Consider the following 14,510-nt stretch of genomic DNA (forward strand, 5'->3'; position numbering starts at 1 on the left):
CAGGCTAAAATGCGCGCCCGGCTAACCGCTGATCCTTTTCTAACGCGCCCCACAAGGTTCGCTACGTGATCGAGTTTCAAAACGTCCACAAAACTTACCGCGTCGCCGGTAAGGACATACCCGCCCTGCACCCGACCAGCCTCTCGATCGAGAACGGTCAGGTCTTCGGCCTGATCGGCCATTCCGGTGCGGGAAAAAGTACCCTGCTGCGTCTGATCAATCGCCTGGAAGACTCCAGCGGCGGCAAGATCTTCGTCGATGGTGAAGAGGTCACTGCGCTGGACGCCAACGGCCTGCGCCGTTTCCGCCAGCAAGTCGGGATGATCTTCCAGCACTTCAACCTCCTCGCTTCGAAGACCGTGGCCGACAACGTTGCGTTGCCGTTGACCCTGGCAGGCCAGCTGTCGAGCAGCGACATTGATAAGCGCGTCGCCGAGTTGCTCAAGCGCGTCGGTCTGTCCGACCACGCGAAAAAGTACCCGGCGCAACTGTCCGGCGGCCAGAAGCAGCGCGTCGGCATCGCCCGCGCCCTGGCAACCAAACCCAAGATTCTGCTGTGCGACGAGGCCACCAGTGCCCTTGATCCGCAGACCACGGCATCGGTTCTGCAATTGCTGGCCGAGATCAACCGTGAGCTGAAACTGACCATCGTGCTGATCACCCACGAGATGGATGTGATCCGTCGCGTGTGTGATCAAGTGGCGGTGATGGACGCCGGCGTGATCGTCGAGCAGGGTTCGGTGGCCGATGTGTTCCTGCATCCGCAGCACCCGACCACCAAGCGCTTCGTTCAGGAAAGCGAGCAGATCGACGAAAGCGAGCAGCGTGATGACTTCGCTCACGTGCCGGGACGCATCGTGCGTCTGACCTTCCAGGGCGAAGCGACCTATGCGCCGTTGCTCGGTACCGTCGCCCGGGAAACCGGTGTCGACTACAGCATCCTCGCCGGTCGTATCGACCGCATCAAAGACATTCCTTACGGGCAATTGACCCTCGCCGTCACCGGTGGCGACATGGAAGCGGCCTTCGCCCGCTTCACCGCCGCTGACGTTCACATGGAGGTATTGCGCTAATGGAAGACCTGATCAGTTTCTTCACCAATATCGATCGGTACGAAATCTGGCTGGCCACCGGCGACACCCTGCTGATGCTCGGCGGTTCGCTGCTGTTCACCATCCTGCTGGGCCTGCCGCTGGGCGTGTTGCTGTTCCTTTGCAGCCCGCGTCAGTTGCTGGAAAACCGTGGCTTCTACGCGTTCATGTCACTGGCGGTGAACATCCTCCGTTCGCTGCCGTTCATTATTCTGTTGATCGTGATGATCCCGTTCACCGTGCTGATCACAGGCACGTCGCTGGGCGTGGCTGGCGCGATTCCGCCATTGGTCGTGGGTGCAACACCGTTCTTCGCGCGTCTGGTGGAAACCGCGCTGCGTGAAGTCGATCGCGGCATTATCGAAGCGACCCAATCGATGGGCGCAACCACCCGGCAGATCATCATGAATGCCTTGCTGCCTGAGGCCCGTCCGGGCATCTTCGCAGCGATTACGGTGACGGCGATTACACTGGTTTCCTACACGGCGATGGCCGGTGTGGTTGGCGCCGGTGGCTTGGGTGACCTGGCGATCCGCTTCGGCTACCAGCGTTTCCAGACTGACGTGATGATCGTCACCGTGGTGTTGCTGCTGATTCTGGTGCAAGTGTTGCAGATGGTCGGTGATCGACTGGTCGTACACTTCTCGCGTAAATAACCGGTTTTTGTAACTTAGAGATGAGCCGGCCATTCGCTGGCAGGCGCCGGAACGGGCGCTTTGAAAAGGAGTTAGCTGAATGAAAAAACTGATCGCTGCTATTGCTGCCGTTGCAGCATTCTCGGCCCACGCCGAAACCCTGACTGTTGCCGCCTCCCCAGTGCCGCATGCGGAAATCCTCGAGTTCGTGAAGCCGGCACTGGCCAAAGAAGGTGTGGATCTGAAGGTCAAGGTCTTCACCGACTACATTCAGCCAAACGTACAGGTCGCCGAAAAACGTCTGGACGCCAACTTCTTCCAGCACCAGCCGTACCTCGATGAGTTCAACAAGGCCAAGGGCACCCACCTGGTTGCCGTGACCGGTGTGCACCTCGAGCCACTGGGCGCCTACTCCAGCAAGATCAAGGATCTGAAGGACCTGCCAAGCGGCGCCAACGTGGTGATCCCGAACGATGCCACCAACGGCGGCCGTGCGCTGTTGCTGCTGGCCAAGGCAGGCGTGATCACCTTGAAGGATCCGAAAAACATCCTGTCGACCGTCAAAGACATCGCGCAGAACCCGAAAGACCTGAAAATCCGTGAACTGGAAGCCGCGACCATCCCGCGCGTGCTGACTCAGGTTGACCTGGCGCTGATCAACACCAATTACGCGCTGGAAGCCAAACTCGATCCGTCCAAGGATGCGCTGGTGATCGAAGGCAATGATTCGCCGTACGTGAACATCCTGGTGTCCCGCGAGGACAACAAGGACAGCGACGCGATGAAGAAACTGGCCGCCGCCCTGCACAGCCCGGAAGTGAAGCAATTCATCACCGAGAAGTACAAAGGCGCGGTATTGCCGGCGTTCTGATTCAGGTCGTTGCAACGAAAAAGGGGACGCCAAGTGCGTCCCCTTTTTTGTGCCTGCTTACCGCACTGCATTTGTGGCGAGGGGATTTATCCCCGTTCGGCGGCGCAGCCGTCGCAAAGCCAGTGCACGCGGTGTGACTGTGGGAATCGGGTCGCAGGTTTTGGGGCCGCTTCGCAGCCCAACGGGGATAAATCCCCTCGCCACAAAGAGTCCCGGTGCTTCCAGTGGTGCGTTACTTGCGGTTCAGCATCACCGGCAGTTGTGCGACCAATTTGGCGTTGTTCAACGGCGCCCGAATAAACCCGCGCTGAGTGCCGTCCGGCCCGATCACCGCGAGGTTGCCGCTATGGTCGACGGTGTAATTCGGCTTGCTGGTGTCCGCCGGTATAAACGGAATACTCACCGCATTCGCCACCTTCTGCAGCTCTTCAATCGACGTCGGCGTCAGGCCGATGAACTGCGGATCGAAGTAGCCCAGGTACTGCTTCAACTGCTTGGGGTTATCGCGGTTCGGGTCAACGCTGACGAGCACGATTTGCAACTTGTCCACAGCGTCTTTGGGCAGTTCACTCTTGATCTGCCGCAGTTGCGCCAACGTGGTCGGGCAAATGTCCGGGCAGAAGGTGTAGCCGAAGAACAGCAGGCTCCACTTACCTTTCAACTCATTGATCGCGACCGGTTTGCCGTCCTGATCGGTCATCGTTACGTCCGGCAGGTTGCGGCTTTGCGGCAGCAGGATAATGCCGGCATCGATCAACGCAGTCGGGTCGCCCTGGCCCTTGCCGCTCAGCACTTTGTTGACGGTCAGGCCGAGGATCAGCGCGATCACGGCAACGAGGATGAAGACGGTTTTCTGGGTTCGAGTCATAGGTTCAACAGTAAGTAGTGGTCTACGAGCAGGGCGATGAACAACAGGAACAAGTACCAGATAGAGTACTTGAAGGTGTTGATCGCCGCGTGCGGCCGAGTGCCACGGTACAGCACCACGGCCCATTGCAGAAACCTTGCGCCCAGGCCAAGCGCACAAATCAGGTAGAGCGCGCCGCTCATGTGGATCACGTACGGCAGCAGACTCACCGCCAGCAGGGCGAAGGTGTACAGCAGAATGTGCACTTTGGTGTAGTGCTCGCCGTGGGTCACCGGCAGCATCGGGATGTCGGCCTTGGCGTATTCCTCTTTGCGATGAATCGCCAGCGCCCAGAAGTGCGGCGGCGTCCAGGCGAAGATGATCAGCACCAGCAACAGCGGTTCGGCGCTGACGTGGCCGGTGGCGGCAGTCCAGCCGAGCAGTGGCGGCGCGGCGCCAGCGAGGCCGCCGATGACGATGTTCTGCGGCGTCGCGCGTTTGAGGAAACCGGTATAGATCACCGCGTAACCCAGCAGTGAGGCCAGCGTCAGCCACGCCGTCAGCGGATTGGTGAAGGTCAGCAACAGGGCCTGACCGAGCAGCGCCAGTACCAAGGCAAAAGTCAGCGCCGCCGCAGGTGAAACCCGGCCTTCGGCCAAGGGTCGTTTGTGCGTGCGCGCCATCACCGCATCGATGCGTCGATCCACCACATGATTGACCGCCGCCGCACCGCCGGCACACAACGCAATCCCCAGATTGCCGAACACCAGCACCGTCCATGGCACCCCGGCGCGGGTCGCGAGGAACATGCCGACCAGCGAGGTGATCAGCATCAGCACCACGACTTTCGGCTTGGTCAGCTCCAGATAATCACGCCAGATCGCCTGATGCGGACGTTCGCCAATCAGAATCGCCACGGCGTTTCTCCTTTTATTGTGATGGGCGCGGCTGCGTGTTTACGCGGGCTCAGGCGCCAACGGGCGAGCACCGGTTGTCTGACCCGGACCAGACTGGTGCGCGCGTGATAGTTGACCAGCACCATGGTCAGCAACAACGCCGCACCGCCGGCGTTATGCGCCACGGCGACCGGCAGCGGCAGATGGAACAGCACGTTGCTGATGCCCAGGGTGATTTGGGCGGCGAGGGCGACGACGACCAATCCGGCCAGGCGCGTCATGCCGACCACTTTCAATTGCCACGCCAGACCGAGCAGCACCAGCGTCACCAGCAGTGCGCCGATGCGGTGAGTCAGGTGAATCGCTGTGCGTGCATCACTGTCGAGTTGCCCGCCGAGATAATTCGGGCCGATGTGCTGGGTCAGGTGAAAACCGTTGGCAAAGTCTGCGGGCGGCAACCATTGGCCGTGGCAAGTCGGGAAGTCGATGCAGGCCACCGCCGCGTAGTTGGAACTGACCCAGCCACCCAGCGCGATCTGGCCGATCACCAGCAACAATCCCGCTGTCGCCCAATACTGCAAACGCTTGGGCACGGTCAGCGCCGGCAGTACCCCGGACAATCGCAGCGTCAGCAAAAACAGCAGACTCAAGGTCGCAAAACCGCCGAGCAAATGCCCGGTGACCACTTGCGGCCAGAGCTTGAGCGTCACCGTCCACATGCCGAATGCCGCTTGCGCAAACACCACGGCCAGCAAAAACAGCGGCAATTTCAATGGCTGCCCCGGATGACGACGGTTGACCCACGCGCGCCCGGCCAGAATCGAAATGAGCATGCCGAGGGTGCCGGCGAAGTAGCGGTGGATCATCTCGTTCCAGCCCTTGTGCGCCACCACGGGCGAGTCGGGGTAATGCAGTTCGGCATGGGCCAGTTGGGTTTCGCTTTTCGGCACGCTGATAAACCCGTAGCAGCCCGGCCAGTCCGGGCAGCCCAAGCCTGCGTGGGTCAGGCGGGTGTAGGCGCCGAGCAGCACCACAATCAGTGCCAGCAGGGTGGCAAACAGCGCGAGGCGAAATCCAGGTTTGGCCATGACGATGCCCTTATCCGATGTTCGACAGTTTCAGCAGGTGACGCAGGTCGTTGAGCAGATCCTTGCCTTTCACATTCGGCTCGTAACGCAGCACGAGGTTGCCGTGCGGGTCGATGATCCACAGCTGCGGCGCGGCCTTGTCGCCTGTGGTCTTGCTGAACGTGGTCACGTCCAGCGGGTAACGTTGCAATTGTGGATATTCGCGGCTGAGCTTGGCCTCGTAATCGGTGCTGACCGGTTGCGCAACGGCGAGCGCGTGGCTGGCGCGCCCGGCATCGCGACCCAGACCGATCTGAATCTGCCGCGCGAGGTAAACAAGCTGCTGGCAATCCACCGCGCAATCCTTCGGCGCTGTGACCAGCATCTGCCAGCGTTCATCATCAGCCTGCACGCCAAGGTCGGCGCGGGTCTGGCCATTGCCGATCAGTTCGCCGTGGTAGCTGCGGCCGTCCGGCACCCAGAACTGTAATTTGTACATGCCGGTGGCGAGGATCATCGGGCCGATCACGCCGAGCAGGATCAGCAACAGTTGAATGCGTCCGCGACGACGGCTGGCGACAGGTTTCGCCTCAGACATGCTGGGTGGATTCATGGCCGTTCCCATGGTGTTTCTCCTTTGCGTTGTGCAAGCCCAAATAGATGTAGAGGCCGAGCAGGGCGGTGGCCATGGCGAACCACTGCACGGCGTAACCAAGGTGTTTTTCCGGGCCCATGGCAACCACCGGCCAATCGGCCTCGTAGCTGGCCGGGCCGGGTTCGGCGCGTACTTCGTAGGCGAAGCCATCGCGGTCGAGGGTTTTCCACAGCTTGGCGGGTTCGACGGCGGTGATGGTTTGCGGCCAGGTGCTGCTGACCGGATCGGCGTGGAGTTGGAAAGTGGCGCCGAGGGCGACGTAGACCCACGCATCGACATTCAGCGCCTCGGTGGGCGTGGTGAATTGCGGCGGTACGCGGCGATCCGGCCATGGCAGCCAGCCGCGATTGACCAACAGCCAGAGGCCGCTGCGTTGATCCTGAAACGGTTGCAGCAGCTCGACGCCGACCTTGCCGTTGCGCTGGCGGTTATCCAGCAACAGACTGTGCGCAGCATCGAACTGGCCGTGCAGGTGCACGCGGCGATAGGCCGGATCGGTACTGTGCGGCAACTCGGTGCTGGCCATCGGTTCGGCGGCGCGGCGTTCGGCGTAACTGGCGAGCAGGGCGGTTTTTTCTGCGCCACGGCTCAGTTGCCAAAAGCCCAGCGACACCAGCAGCGGCAGCAACAGCGCCACCACCACGGTCGGTATTACGCCCGGGCGGAAGCGCTTCATGGCCGCGCCACAAAGTCAGTCGTTGCGATCGCTATACTCAACTGCATCGCCTGTCCCCCGGAGTTCTTCCCATGCTCAAAACAGCGATCGTCCTGATGCTGATTGCCACGGTGATCAGCCTGTTCAGCGGCCTGTTTTTCCTGGTCAAGGACGACAGCAGCTCAAATCGCCTGGTCATCGCCTTGAGTGTTCGGGTGGCCTTGGCCGCTGCCACCGTCGGCTTGATCGCCTGGGGCTTCTACAGCGGCCAACTGGTGTCCCACGTTACGTGGTAGCTGCAAGCGGTCAGCTACAAGCTACAAGTAGAAGCTTTACCGCTTTGAGCTTGAGGCTTGCCGCTTGCCGCTGTTGTTAAAGCACATAAACGAAGATGAACAAGCCGATCCACACCACGTCGACGAAGTGCCAATACCAGCTCGCCGCCTCGAAACCGAACTGGTGCTCGGCATCGAAGTGGCCCTTCATGATCCGCATCAGCATCACGAACAGGATGATCGTGCCAATGGTCACGTGGGCGCCGTGGAACCCGGTGAGCATGAAGAACGTCGCGCCATAAATCCCCGAACCAAGGGTCAGGCCCAGCTCGTGGTAAGCGTGCATGTATTCCTCGGCCTGGAAACCGAGAAACGCACAGCCGAGCAACACGGTGATCGCCAGCCAGATTTTCAGCGCGCCGCGATGGCCTTTCTTCAGCGCATGGTGGGCGATGGTGATGGTCACGCTGGAGCTGACCAGCAGGATCGTGTTGATCAGCGGCAGGCCCCACGGGCTGATGACTTCTTTCGGTGGCGGGAACAGTTTCGGATCCGGGGTGTGCAGCAGCGGCCAGGTGAACTGGAAGTTTGGCCACAACATATGCGCGATGCCTTTCGGCCCTTCACCGCCGAGCGCCGGCCCGGAGATGTGCCGCACGTAAAACAGCGCACCGAAGAACGCTGCGAAGAACATCACCTCGGAGAAAATGAACCAACTCATGCCCCAGCGGAACGAGCGATCCAGCTGCGAGCTATAGAGGCCCGCGCGGCTTTCCTTGATCACCGCACCGAACCAGCCGAACAGCATGTACGCCAGCAGCAGGCCACCGACGAAAAAGATGTACGGGCCGTGGGATTCCGGGCGCGCCGCCTTCAGGTCGTTGAACCAGGTCGCCAGGCCGTACACGGTGATGGCCATGCCGAATGTGGCGATGATTGGCCATTTGCTCTGGGCCGGAACGTAATAGTGCTCATGAGTTGCCATTTATTGTTCTCCTTATCGGGCACGCTCAACCGCCAGTGTTTACAGCCACTGGAGGATGTCGGGCGGTGATATCGAACAGCGTGTAGGACAGCGTCAGGTGCTTCACATCCTTGGGCATGTCGCGGTCAACAATGAAGCGCACCGGCATTTCGATCTGCTGACCGGGCTGCAGCACCTGCTGGGTAAAGCAAAAGCATTCGGTCTTGTGGAAATACGCCGCCGCATTGCTCGGCGCGATGCTTGGCACGGCTTGCGCACTCATCGGTTTGTCGGTGGGATTGCGCGCGATAAAGATCATCTCGTTGACGGCGCCGGGGTTGGCGGTCAATTCGTCGTGCTTGGGGTAGAAATCCCACGGCATGTCGACGTTGTTGGTCGACAAAAACTGCACGCGCACCTGGCGCGAGGTGTCGACCACTTGCTCGCCCTCGTACTGCCCGGCGGTCTTGCCGTTGATGCCGAAGGCTTTGCACATCACGTCGTAGATCGGCACCAGGGCGAAACCGAAAACAAACATCGCCACGACCACGCCGAGCAGGCGAGTCACGAGTTTCTTCATCGAGACCGAGTCAGCCATGGCTTCCACCCCCTATCGGTGATGCCTTTGTGGCGAGGGGATTTATCCCCGTTGGGCTGCGCAGCAGCCCTGAATCCAGCGCACACGGTCTGCCTGATAAATCTCGATCGCAGATTTTGGGGCCGCTGCGCAGCCCAACGGGGATAAATCCCCTCGCCACAGGGGCTTTGTGTGCATCCAAAGAATATCTGTGAGCATTCACAGGGGTTTTGTGTGCATCCCAAAAGTATCTGTGAGCATCCACAGGGGTTTTGTGTGCATCCAAAAAATATCTGTGAGCATCCACAGGGGTTTTGTGTGCATCCAAAAGATATCTGTGAGCATCCACAGGGGTTTTGTGTGCATCCAAAAAATATCTGTGAGCATCCACAGGGGATCTTTGGGGATCCCAAGGAGGTCTGTGTGCCTGTACACATCTCACCAACGGCCGGGTGTTCATTTCACTTCCGGCGGTGTGGTGAAGGTGTGGTATGGCGCCGGTGACGGCACGCTCCACTCCAGGCCTTCGGCGCCATCCCATGGTTTGGCCGGTGCTGGCGGGCCGCCGCGGATGGTCTTGATGACGATGAACAGGAAGAACAGCTGCGTGGTGCCGAACATGAACGCGCCAATCGACGAGACCATGTTGAAGTCGGCGAATTGCAGGTTGTAGTCCGGAATCCGTCGTGGCATCCCCGCCAGACCGACGAAGTGCATCGGGAAGAACGTCAGGTTCATGCCGACGAAGGACAGCCAGAAGTGCAGCTTGCCAAGGGTTTCGTCGTACATGTGCCCGGTCCATTTCGGCAGCCAGTAGTAGGTAGACGCGAAGATCCCGAAGATCGCCCCCGGCACCAGCACGTAGTGGAAGTGCGCGACCACGAAGTAGGTGTCCTGGTACTGGAAGTCCGCCGGGGCGATGGCCAGCATCAGCCCGGAGAAACCGCCGATGGAGAACAGGATTACGAACGCCACGGCAAACAGCATCGGTGTCTCGAAGGTCAGCGAGCCTTGCCACATGGTGCTGGCCCAGTTGAACACCTTGACCCCGGTCGGCACGGCGATCAGCAGCGTGGCGTACATGAAGAACAGTTCGCCCACCAGCGGAATGCCGACCACGAACATGTGGTGCGCCCAGACGATGAACGACAGGAAGGCGATGCTCGCCGTCGCGTAGACCATCGAGGTGTAGCCGAACAGCGGTTTGCGCGAGAAGGTCGGGATGATCGAGCTGACGGCGCCGAAGGCCGGCAGGATCATGATGTACACCTCGGGATGCCCGAAGAACCAGAACACATGCTGGAACAAGACCGGATCACCGCCACCGGCAGCACTGAAGAAACTGGTGCCGAAGTGGATGTCCATCAGCATCATCGTCACGCACCCGGCCAGTACCGGCATCACCGCGATCAGCAGGAACGCGGTGATCAGCCAGGTCCAGACGAACAGCGGCATTTTCATCAGCGTCATGCCGGGGGCGCGCAGGTTGAGGATGGTCGCGATCACGTTGATCGCGCCCATGATCGAACTGATGCCCATCAAGTGGATGGCGAAGATGAAGTAGGTGACGCTTTCCGGCGCGTAGGTCGTCGACAGCGGCGCGTAGAACGTCCAGCCGAAATTCGGTCCGCCACCGGCAGTGAACAGGGTCGACACCAGGATCAGGAATGCCGCCGGCAACAGCCAGAAGCTGAAGTTGTTCATCCGTGGCAAGGCCATGTCCGGCGCGCCGATCATCAACGGGATCATCCAGTTGGCGAGGCCGACAAACGCTGGCATCACCGCACCGAAGACCATCACCAGGCCGTGCATGGTGGTCATCTGGTTGAAGAACGCCGGCTCGACGATCTGCAAACCGGGCTGGAACAGCTCGGCGCGAATCACCATGGCGAACGTGCCGCCCAGCAGGAACATGGAGAACGCAAACCACAGGTACAGCGTGCCGATGTCCTTGTGGTTGGTGGTCAGCACCCAGCGCATCAGGCCTTTTGCGGGGCCGTGGGCGTGGTCGGCATGACCATGGTCATCGATTACAGCGCTCATGGCCGGTCTCCTTTACGTGAACAGGCGAGGTGATTCGCGGCGGCTGGCCGCGAACCGTGGCGGGTAGATGTGATAGGCCGGCTCATTTGTCCCCCGCCTGTTTCATCTCCAGCACTTCTTTTGGCGTGACCATGTCGCCCTTGTTGTTGCCCCAGGCGTTACGTTCGTAGGTCACGACCGCGGCGATATCGACTTCCGACAGCTGCTTGCCGAACGCCGCCATGGCCGTGCCCGGTTTGCCGTAGACCACACGATGCAGGTGATCGGCCTTGCTGCCTTTCATGATCAGTTCGGAGCCCTTGAGCGCCGGGAACATTGGTGGCAGGCCCTGACCTTCGGCCTGGTGACAGGCCACGCAAGTGGTGTGATAGATCTTGTCGCCGCGTTCCTTGAGTTCGTCGAGCGTCCAGTCCTTGCTGGTCAGCTCTTTGAGCTGTGCGGCTTCGGCTTTGCGATCTGCGAGCCACTTTTCGTAGTCGGGTTTTTCCTTGACCTCGACCACAATCGGCATGAAGCCGTGGTCTTTGCCGCACAGTTCGGCGCACTGGCCACGGTAGATGCCGGGCTTGTCGATGCGCGTCCAGGCTTCGTTGACGAACCCCGGGATCGCATCGCGCTTGACCGCGAAGGCCGGCACCCACCAGGAGTGGATAACGTCGGCGGAAGTCACGAGGAAGCGCACCTTGGCCCCGGTCGGCAGCACCAACGGCTTGTCGACCTCAAGCAAGTAATGCTCGCCCTTGGTTTCCTTGTTGTGGATCTGCTCGGCGGGGGTGGCCAGGTTGCTGAAGAACTCGACGTCCTGGCCCAGGTATTTGTAGTGCCACTTCCACTGGTAACCGGTGATCTGGATATCGATATCCGGCTCACTGGTGTCGTACATCCTGATCAGGGTCGCGGTCGCCGGAATGGCCATTACCACCAGAATCAGGAACGGCACGATGGTCCAGAGAATTTCGACGGTGGTACTTTCGTGGAATTTCGCGGCGACCTGACCGGTTGACCGGCGATGGACAATCATCGACCAGAACATGGCGCCGAAGACGATGATCCCGATCACCACACAGATCCAGAAAATGGTCATGTGCAGGTCGAATACTGCGTGACTGATTTCAGTCGCTCCAGGCGCCATATTCACAGTCCAGGCTGCATTCGCCTGGCTGAAAATCGACCACAACAGGAGGCCCATCCAGACATGTGGATGTCGCATCATTGCGGGTTCCCCTTATCGTTCTTGTTATCCCGCCGGCTTTCGCCTGCGGCAAGGGAGCGGCTGCATCAGACTACGAACTTGAATCGCCGGGCCTTGCTGCGGGTGCAGTCGGGCGTCATCAGCTAACTCCATTCAATGGCGAGTATAGACAGCGACTGAGAAATGCAATGTGCCGAGGTAAATGATCTGAAACAGCTGGGGCTTGCGTTCGAGGGCACGAATGGAGAAGGATGCAGACGAGTGGTGGCAAATGGATATAACGCAGGTGCATCAAGGATGAAATAATTATGACAAATGCGTCTTAGCATTTTTCGTAAGCCAGCTAAGTTATGTCTTCCCTATTTCATTGCCTTGTTTCCTGGAGTTTTCATGAACACCGCCGCATTGCGCGAGCAGATCCAAAAAGCCCAAAAGCATGAGAAAGACACTGGCCTGCTGACCCGCCAACTGGAAAGCAAGCTTCCTCATTTACACCCGGCGATCCAGTTGCCGGAAGCCGACGCCCAAGGTGTGCTGACGCGTTTTGTCGCCGCCTATATCGATGAAGTGCCAGACCTGCTGGACGCAGCCAATGAAGTCGCCAGGGAAGCGGGAATCGAATCGCAGATCAAACCGGTGCTGAAAATCGCCGAGCAGTATTTCCTCCAGCCGCCGGCGATCATGGCCGGACACGTTGGCCTGGACAGCCTGCTGGACGAAGCTTATCTGGCGCACCGTTTTGTCGAAGAGGTCAACGACCTGTACATCAAGCATTTCGGCCAGCCACTGATCCCCTTGGACATGACGGTCGCTAATCTGATTGCTCACCAATTGATCGGTGAGGAATTTGCCAACCAACTGGACGAAGCGGTGCATCACGCCATCGACGAGATGCTCAACGACGAAAGTTTTGCGCTGGAATCGGTAGAAGCCTACCGCGACAAACTCAGCAGCCCGGACACCGGCGCCGCGTGGAAACGCTGGCCGTGCATGGGCCGCCGACTGGGTGTGGGTCTGGAACTGGACCAGCCCGCTGCGTAATTTTTCATACCCCATAGATCCAATGTGGGAGCGAGCCTGCTCGCGAATGCGGTCGATCATTCAACATCTCTGTTGGCTGATTTACCGCTTTCGCGAGCAGGCTCGCTCCCACAGAGGGTGTGTTAAAAATGGGATAGTTAGCCAGCCGCACCTATGCCGGTGTTGGTGCGAACCCGCCCTTCAAGCCTGCGCTTCAACCCGCGCGACTCGATCAACAGCTTCGAGCCCTTGGCCGCATTCGCCCGGCCCCACTCTTCCAGCAACTCCAGACACGAATGGTCGATGTAGCTCAGGTTATTGAGCGGCACATGCACCGTCGCGCCTGCCGGAATGGTGTTCAGCACCTGGGTCAACGCCGGCACCTTGAGAAAGGTCGCTGCACCGAGCAGACGCAACTCCATCTCGCCTTCCTGCGGCAAATCGATCAGGCTGATCTTCAGTCGCGAAGCCTTGAACGCCAGCTTCAACAAGGTCAGACCGAAACCGATCAGCACACCGGTCAACAGGTCGGTGAAGATGATCGCCAGCGCCGTTGCGGCGTAGGTGAACATCGGCATCCGCCCATAACGACCGAGGCCACGGAAGGCTTTCAGGTCGACCAGTTTGAAACCGGTATAGACCAGCACACCCGCCAGACTCGCCACCGGAATGCTTTGCAGCACGCTCGACAGCAACAGCACGAACGCTAGCAGCCACAGACCATGGAAGATCGTCGAGTAACGGGTGGTGGCACCGGCCTGAACGTTGGCCGAACTGCGCACGATCACCCCGGTCATCGGCAGCGCGCCGACCAGACCGCAGAGCATGTTGCCAACCCCTTGCGCCGACAGTTCGCGGTCGAAGTCCGAGCGTACGCCGTTGTGCATGCGATCCACCGCGGCTGCGGACAACAGGGTTTCCGCGCTGGCGATAAACGCCACAGCGAAGGCGGCAATCAGCAACGTCGGATCGGCCAGGCTGAGCAGATCGGCCGGTTTCAGCCAATCGATGGCTTCCGCGAGGTTCGCCGGTACTTCAACCCGTTTCACTTGCAAGGCCAGCAGCAGACTGGCACCTGTCGCCAGACCGACGCCGAGCAATGCACCGGGAACGAAGCGCAACGAATGCGGGCGAAATTTCTCCCACAGCCACATCACCGCAATCGTCGAGAGTCCGAGCAGCCCGGCCTGCCAGCCAAACGACGGCAAGGCTTGCGCCACTGCGCCGGGGAATGCCGTGAGGTTATCCAGACCGGACGGTTTCGGCGCGGCGTCGAGCATCACATGCACCTGTGACAGCACGATCAACACGCCGATCCCCGCCAGCATCCCATACACCACCGCTGGCGCCGTAACCCGGAACCAGCAGCCAAGCTTCAAGCGCCCGGCGACCAGTTGCAGGAAACCGGCAAGCAACAGAATCGGCCCGAGCATCTCGATGCCGTGCTGGCGCACCAGCTCGAACACGAGCACCGCCAAACCCGCCGCCGGCCCGCTGACCTGCAACGGCGAACCCGCCAGCCAACCGACCACCAGACCGCCGATGATCCCGGTGATCAAGCCTTTTGCCGGTGGCAACCCTGACGCAATCGCAATGCCCATGCACAGCGGCAGGGCGACCAGAAACACAACCACTGAAGCGAGCAACTCCCGTGGCAACACCGCTTTCAATTGAGCAGCACGCATGGTGATTCTCCCGAAGTTTTCTTCAGGCATGGCGAGG

15 protein-coding genes are annotated in these 14,510 nt (G+C 60.0%); 5 read left to right on the plus strand and 10 right to left on the minus strand.

Translation table 11 applies throughout. From position 1 onward, the window contains the following. Positions 1-65 precede the first annotated feature (65 nt). The 3 genes from JFT91_RS06255 to JFT91_RS06265 all read left to right on the plus strand — a co-directional run bounded on the left by JFT91_RS06255 (position 66) and on the right by JFT91_RS06265 (position 2,597). Entirely contained in the window at positions 66-1,073 is a 1,008-nt protein-coding gene (locus tag JFT91_RS06255; protein ID WP_201231843.1) for an ATP-binding cassette domain-containing protein, read from the plus strand. After that, on the plus strand, positions 1,073-1,747 hold the full coding sequence (locus JFT91_RS06260) for a methionine ABC transporter permease (protein WP_201231844.1): 675 nt from the start codon (positions 1,073-1,075) through the stop codon (positions 1,745-1,747). The genes JFT91_RS06255 and JFT91_RS06260 overlap by 1 nt, the downstream gene beginning before the upstream one ends. Before the next feature lie 79 nt (positions 1,748-1,826). Continuing rightward, the gene (locus JFT91_RS06265; RefSeq protein WP_201148743.1) at positions 1,827-2,597 is read left to right on the plus strand and encodes a MetQ/NlpA family ABC transporter substrate-binding protein; all 771 of its coding nucleotides are present in this window, start codon (positions 1,827-1,829) and stop codon (positions 2,595-2,597) included. A 232-nt stretch (positions 2,598-2,829) separates the two neighbouring features. On the opposite strand, the gene JFT91_RS06270 is transcribed toward JFT91_RS06265, so the two are convergent. The 5 genes from JFT91_RS06270 to JFT91_RS06290 are packed head-to-tail and all read right to left on the minus strand — an operon-like array spanning position 2,830 to position 6,738. Next, entirely contained in the window at positions 2,830-3,465 is a 636-nt protein-coding gene (locus tag JFT91_RS06270; protein ID WP_008081211.1) for an SCO family protein, read from the minus strand. Continuing rightward, a complete protein-coding gene (gene cyoE, locus JFT91_RS06275; RefSeq protein ID WP_201148741.1) occupies positions 3,462-4,361 on the minus strand; it encodes a heme o synthase in 900 nt (299 codons plus the stop codon). Before cyoE ends, JFT91_RS06270 begins: the two co-directional genes overlap by 4 nt. Continuing rightward, complete coding sequence (locus JFT91_RS06280) at positions 4,349-5,428, minus strand: COX15/CtaA family protein (protein ID WP_201231845.1); 1,080 nt, start codon at positions 5,426-5,428, stop codon at positions 4,349-4,351. The genes cyoE and JFT91_RS06280 overlap by 13 nt, the downstream gene beginning before the upstream one ends. Before the next feature lie 10 nt (positions 5,429-5,438). Continuing rightward, positions 5,439-6,032: a PA_0111/PP_0108 family redox-active disulfide protein gene (locus tag JFT91_RS06285; protein ID WP_201229607.1), complete on the minus strand. Its 594-nt coding sequence runs from the start codon at positions 6,030-6,032 to the stop codon at positions 5,439-5,441. Next, complete coding sequence (locus JFT91_RS06290) at positions 5,998-6,738, minus strand: SURF1 family protein (protein WP_201231846.1); 741 nt, start codon at positions 6,736-6,738, stop codon at positions 5,998-6,000. Before JFT91_RS06290 ends, JFT91_RS06285 begins: the two co-directional genes overlap by 35 nt. Before the next feature lie 71 nt (positions 6,739-6,809). Here JFT91_RS06290 and JFT91_RS06295 point away from each other — a divergent pair, with 71 nt between their 5' ends. Further along, entirely contained in the window at positions 6,810-7,013 is a 204-nt protein-coding gene (locus JFT91_RS06295) for a twin transmembrane helix small protein (protein ID WP_102902573.1), read from the plus strand. 76 nt (positions 7,014-7,089) lie between these two features. Here the strand turns inward: JFT91_RS06295 and JFT91_RS06300 are convergent, their stop codons facing one another. From JFT91_RS06300 to coxB, 4 genes are all read right to left on the minus strand, one after another. Further along, positions 7,090-7,977, minus strand: coding sequence for a cytochrome c oxidase subunit 3 (locus JFT91_RS06300; protein ID WP_201229609.1), 888 nt, complete (start codon positions 7,975-7,977; stop codon positions 7,090-7,092). Positions 7,978-8,002: 25 nt separating this feature from the next. Beyond that, the gene (locus JFT91_RS06305) at positions 8,003-8,554 is read right to left on the minus strand and encodes a cytochrome c oxidase assembly protein (RefSeq protein ID WP_201229610.1); all 552 of its coding nucleotides are present in this window, start codon (positions 8,552-8,554) and stop codon (positions 8,003-8,005) included. A 435-nt stretch (positions 8,555-8,989) separates the two neighbouring features. Next, positions 8,990-10,576, minus strand: a complete 1,587-nt coding sequence (ctaD, locus tag JFT91_RS06310; RefSeq protein ID WP_201229613.1) for a cytochrome c oxidase subunit I — start codon at positions 10,574-10,576, stop codon at positions 8,990-8,992. 82 nt (positions 10,577-10,658) lie between these two features. Beyond that, on the minus strand, positions 10,659-11,789 hold the full coding sequence (gene coxB / locus JFT91_RS06315) for a cytochrome c oxidase subunit II (protein ID WP_201229615.1): 1,131 nt from the start codon (positions 11,787-11,789) through the stop codon (positions 10,659-10,661). Positions 11,790-12,158: 369 nt separating this feature from the next. Between coxB and JFT91_RS06320 the strand changes: the two genes are divergently transcribed. Continuing rightward, complete coding sequence (locus JFT91_RS06320; RefSeq protein ID WP_201229617.1) at positions 12,159-12,809, plus strand: hypothetical protein; 651 nt, start codon at positions 12,159-12,161, stop codon at positions 12,807-12,809. 137 nt (positions 12,810-12,946) lie between these two features. On the opposite strand, the gene JFT91_RS06325 is transcribed toward JFT91_RS06320, so the two are convergent. After that, the gene (locus tag JFT91_RS06325) at positions 12,947-14,473 is read right to left on the minus strand and encodes a SulP family inorganic anion transporter (protein WP_201231847.1); all 1,527 of its coding nucleotides are present in this window, start codon (positions 14,471-14,473) and stop codon (positions 12,947-12,949) included. Positions 14,474-14,510 lie beyond the last annotated feature (37 nt).

The sequence above is a fragment of the Pseudomonas sp. TH08 genome, assembly GCF_016651275.1.
Lineage (GTDB): Bacteria > Pseudomonadota > Gammaproteobacteria > Pseudomonadales > Pseudomonadaceae > Aquipseudomonas.

What these genes read in the sequence shown, in the direction of transcription:
- JFT91_RS06290 (WP_201231846.1), bottom strand. Translation starts at nt 6,738, where the DNA reads ATGAAGCGCTTCCGCCCGGGCGTAATACCGACCGTGGTGGTGGCGCTG.
- JFT91_RS06325 (WP_201231847.1), bottom strand. Translation starts at nt 14,473, where the DNA reads ATGCGTGCTGCTCAATTGAAAGCGGTGTTGCCACGGGAGTTGCTCGCT.
- JFT91_RS06300 (WP_201229609.1), bottom strand. Translation starts at nt 7,977, where the DNA reads ATGGCAACTCATGAGCACTATTACGTTCCGGCCCAGAGCAAATGGCCA.
- JFT91_RS06260 (WP_201231844.1), top strand. Translation starts at nt 1,073, where the DNA reads ATGGAAGACCTGATCAGTTTCTTCACCAATATCGATCGGTACGAAATC.
- coxB (WP_201229615.1), bottom strand. Translation starts at nt 11,789, where the DNA reads ATGATGCGACATCCACATGTCTGGATGGGCCTCCTGTTGTGGTCGATT.
- JFT91_RS06285 (WP_201229607.1), bottom strand. Translation starts at nt 6,032, where the DNA reads ATGGGAACGGCCATGAATCCACCCAGCATGTCTGAGGCGAAACCTGTC.
- JFT91_RS06305 (WP_201229610.1), bottom strand. Translation starts at nt 8,554, where the DNA reads ATGGCTGACTCGGTCTCGATGAAGAAACTCGTGACTCGCCTGCTCGGC.
- JFT91_RS06320 (WP_201229617.1), top strand. Translation starts at nt 12,159, where the DNA reads ATGAACACCGCCGCATTGCGCGAGCAGATCCAAAAAGCCCAAAAGCAT.
- JFT91_RS06295 (WP_102902573.1), top strand. Translation starts at nt 6,810, where the DNA reads ATGCTCAAAACAGCGATCGTCCTGATGCTGATTGCCACGGTGATCAGC.
- JFT91_RS06265 (WP_201148743.1), top strand. Translation starts at nt 1,827, where the DNA reads ATGAAAAAACTGATCGCTGCTATTGCTGCCGTTGCAGCATTCTCGGCC.
- ctaD (WP_201229613.1), bottom strand. Translation starts at nt 10,576, where the DNA reads ATGAGCGCTGTAATCGATGACCATGGTCATGCCGACCACGCCCACGGC.
- JFT91_RS06270 (WP_008081211.1), bottom strand. Translation starts at nt 3,465, where the DNA reads ATGACTCGAACCCAGAAAACCGTCTTCATCCTCGTTGCCGTGATCGCG.
- JFT91_RS06280 (WP_201231845.1), bottom strand. Translation starts at nt 5,428, where the DNA reads ATGGCCAAACCTGGATTTCGCCTCGCGCTGTTTGCCACCCTGCTGGCA.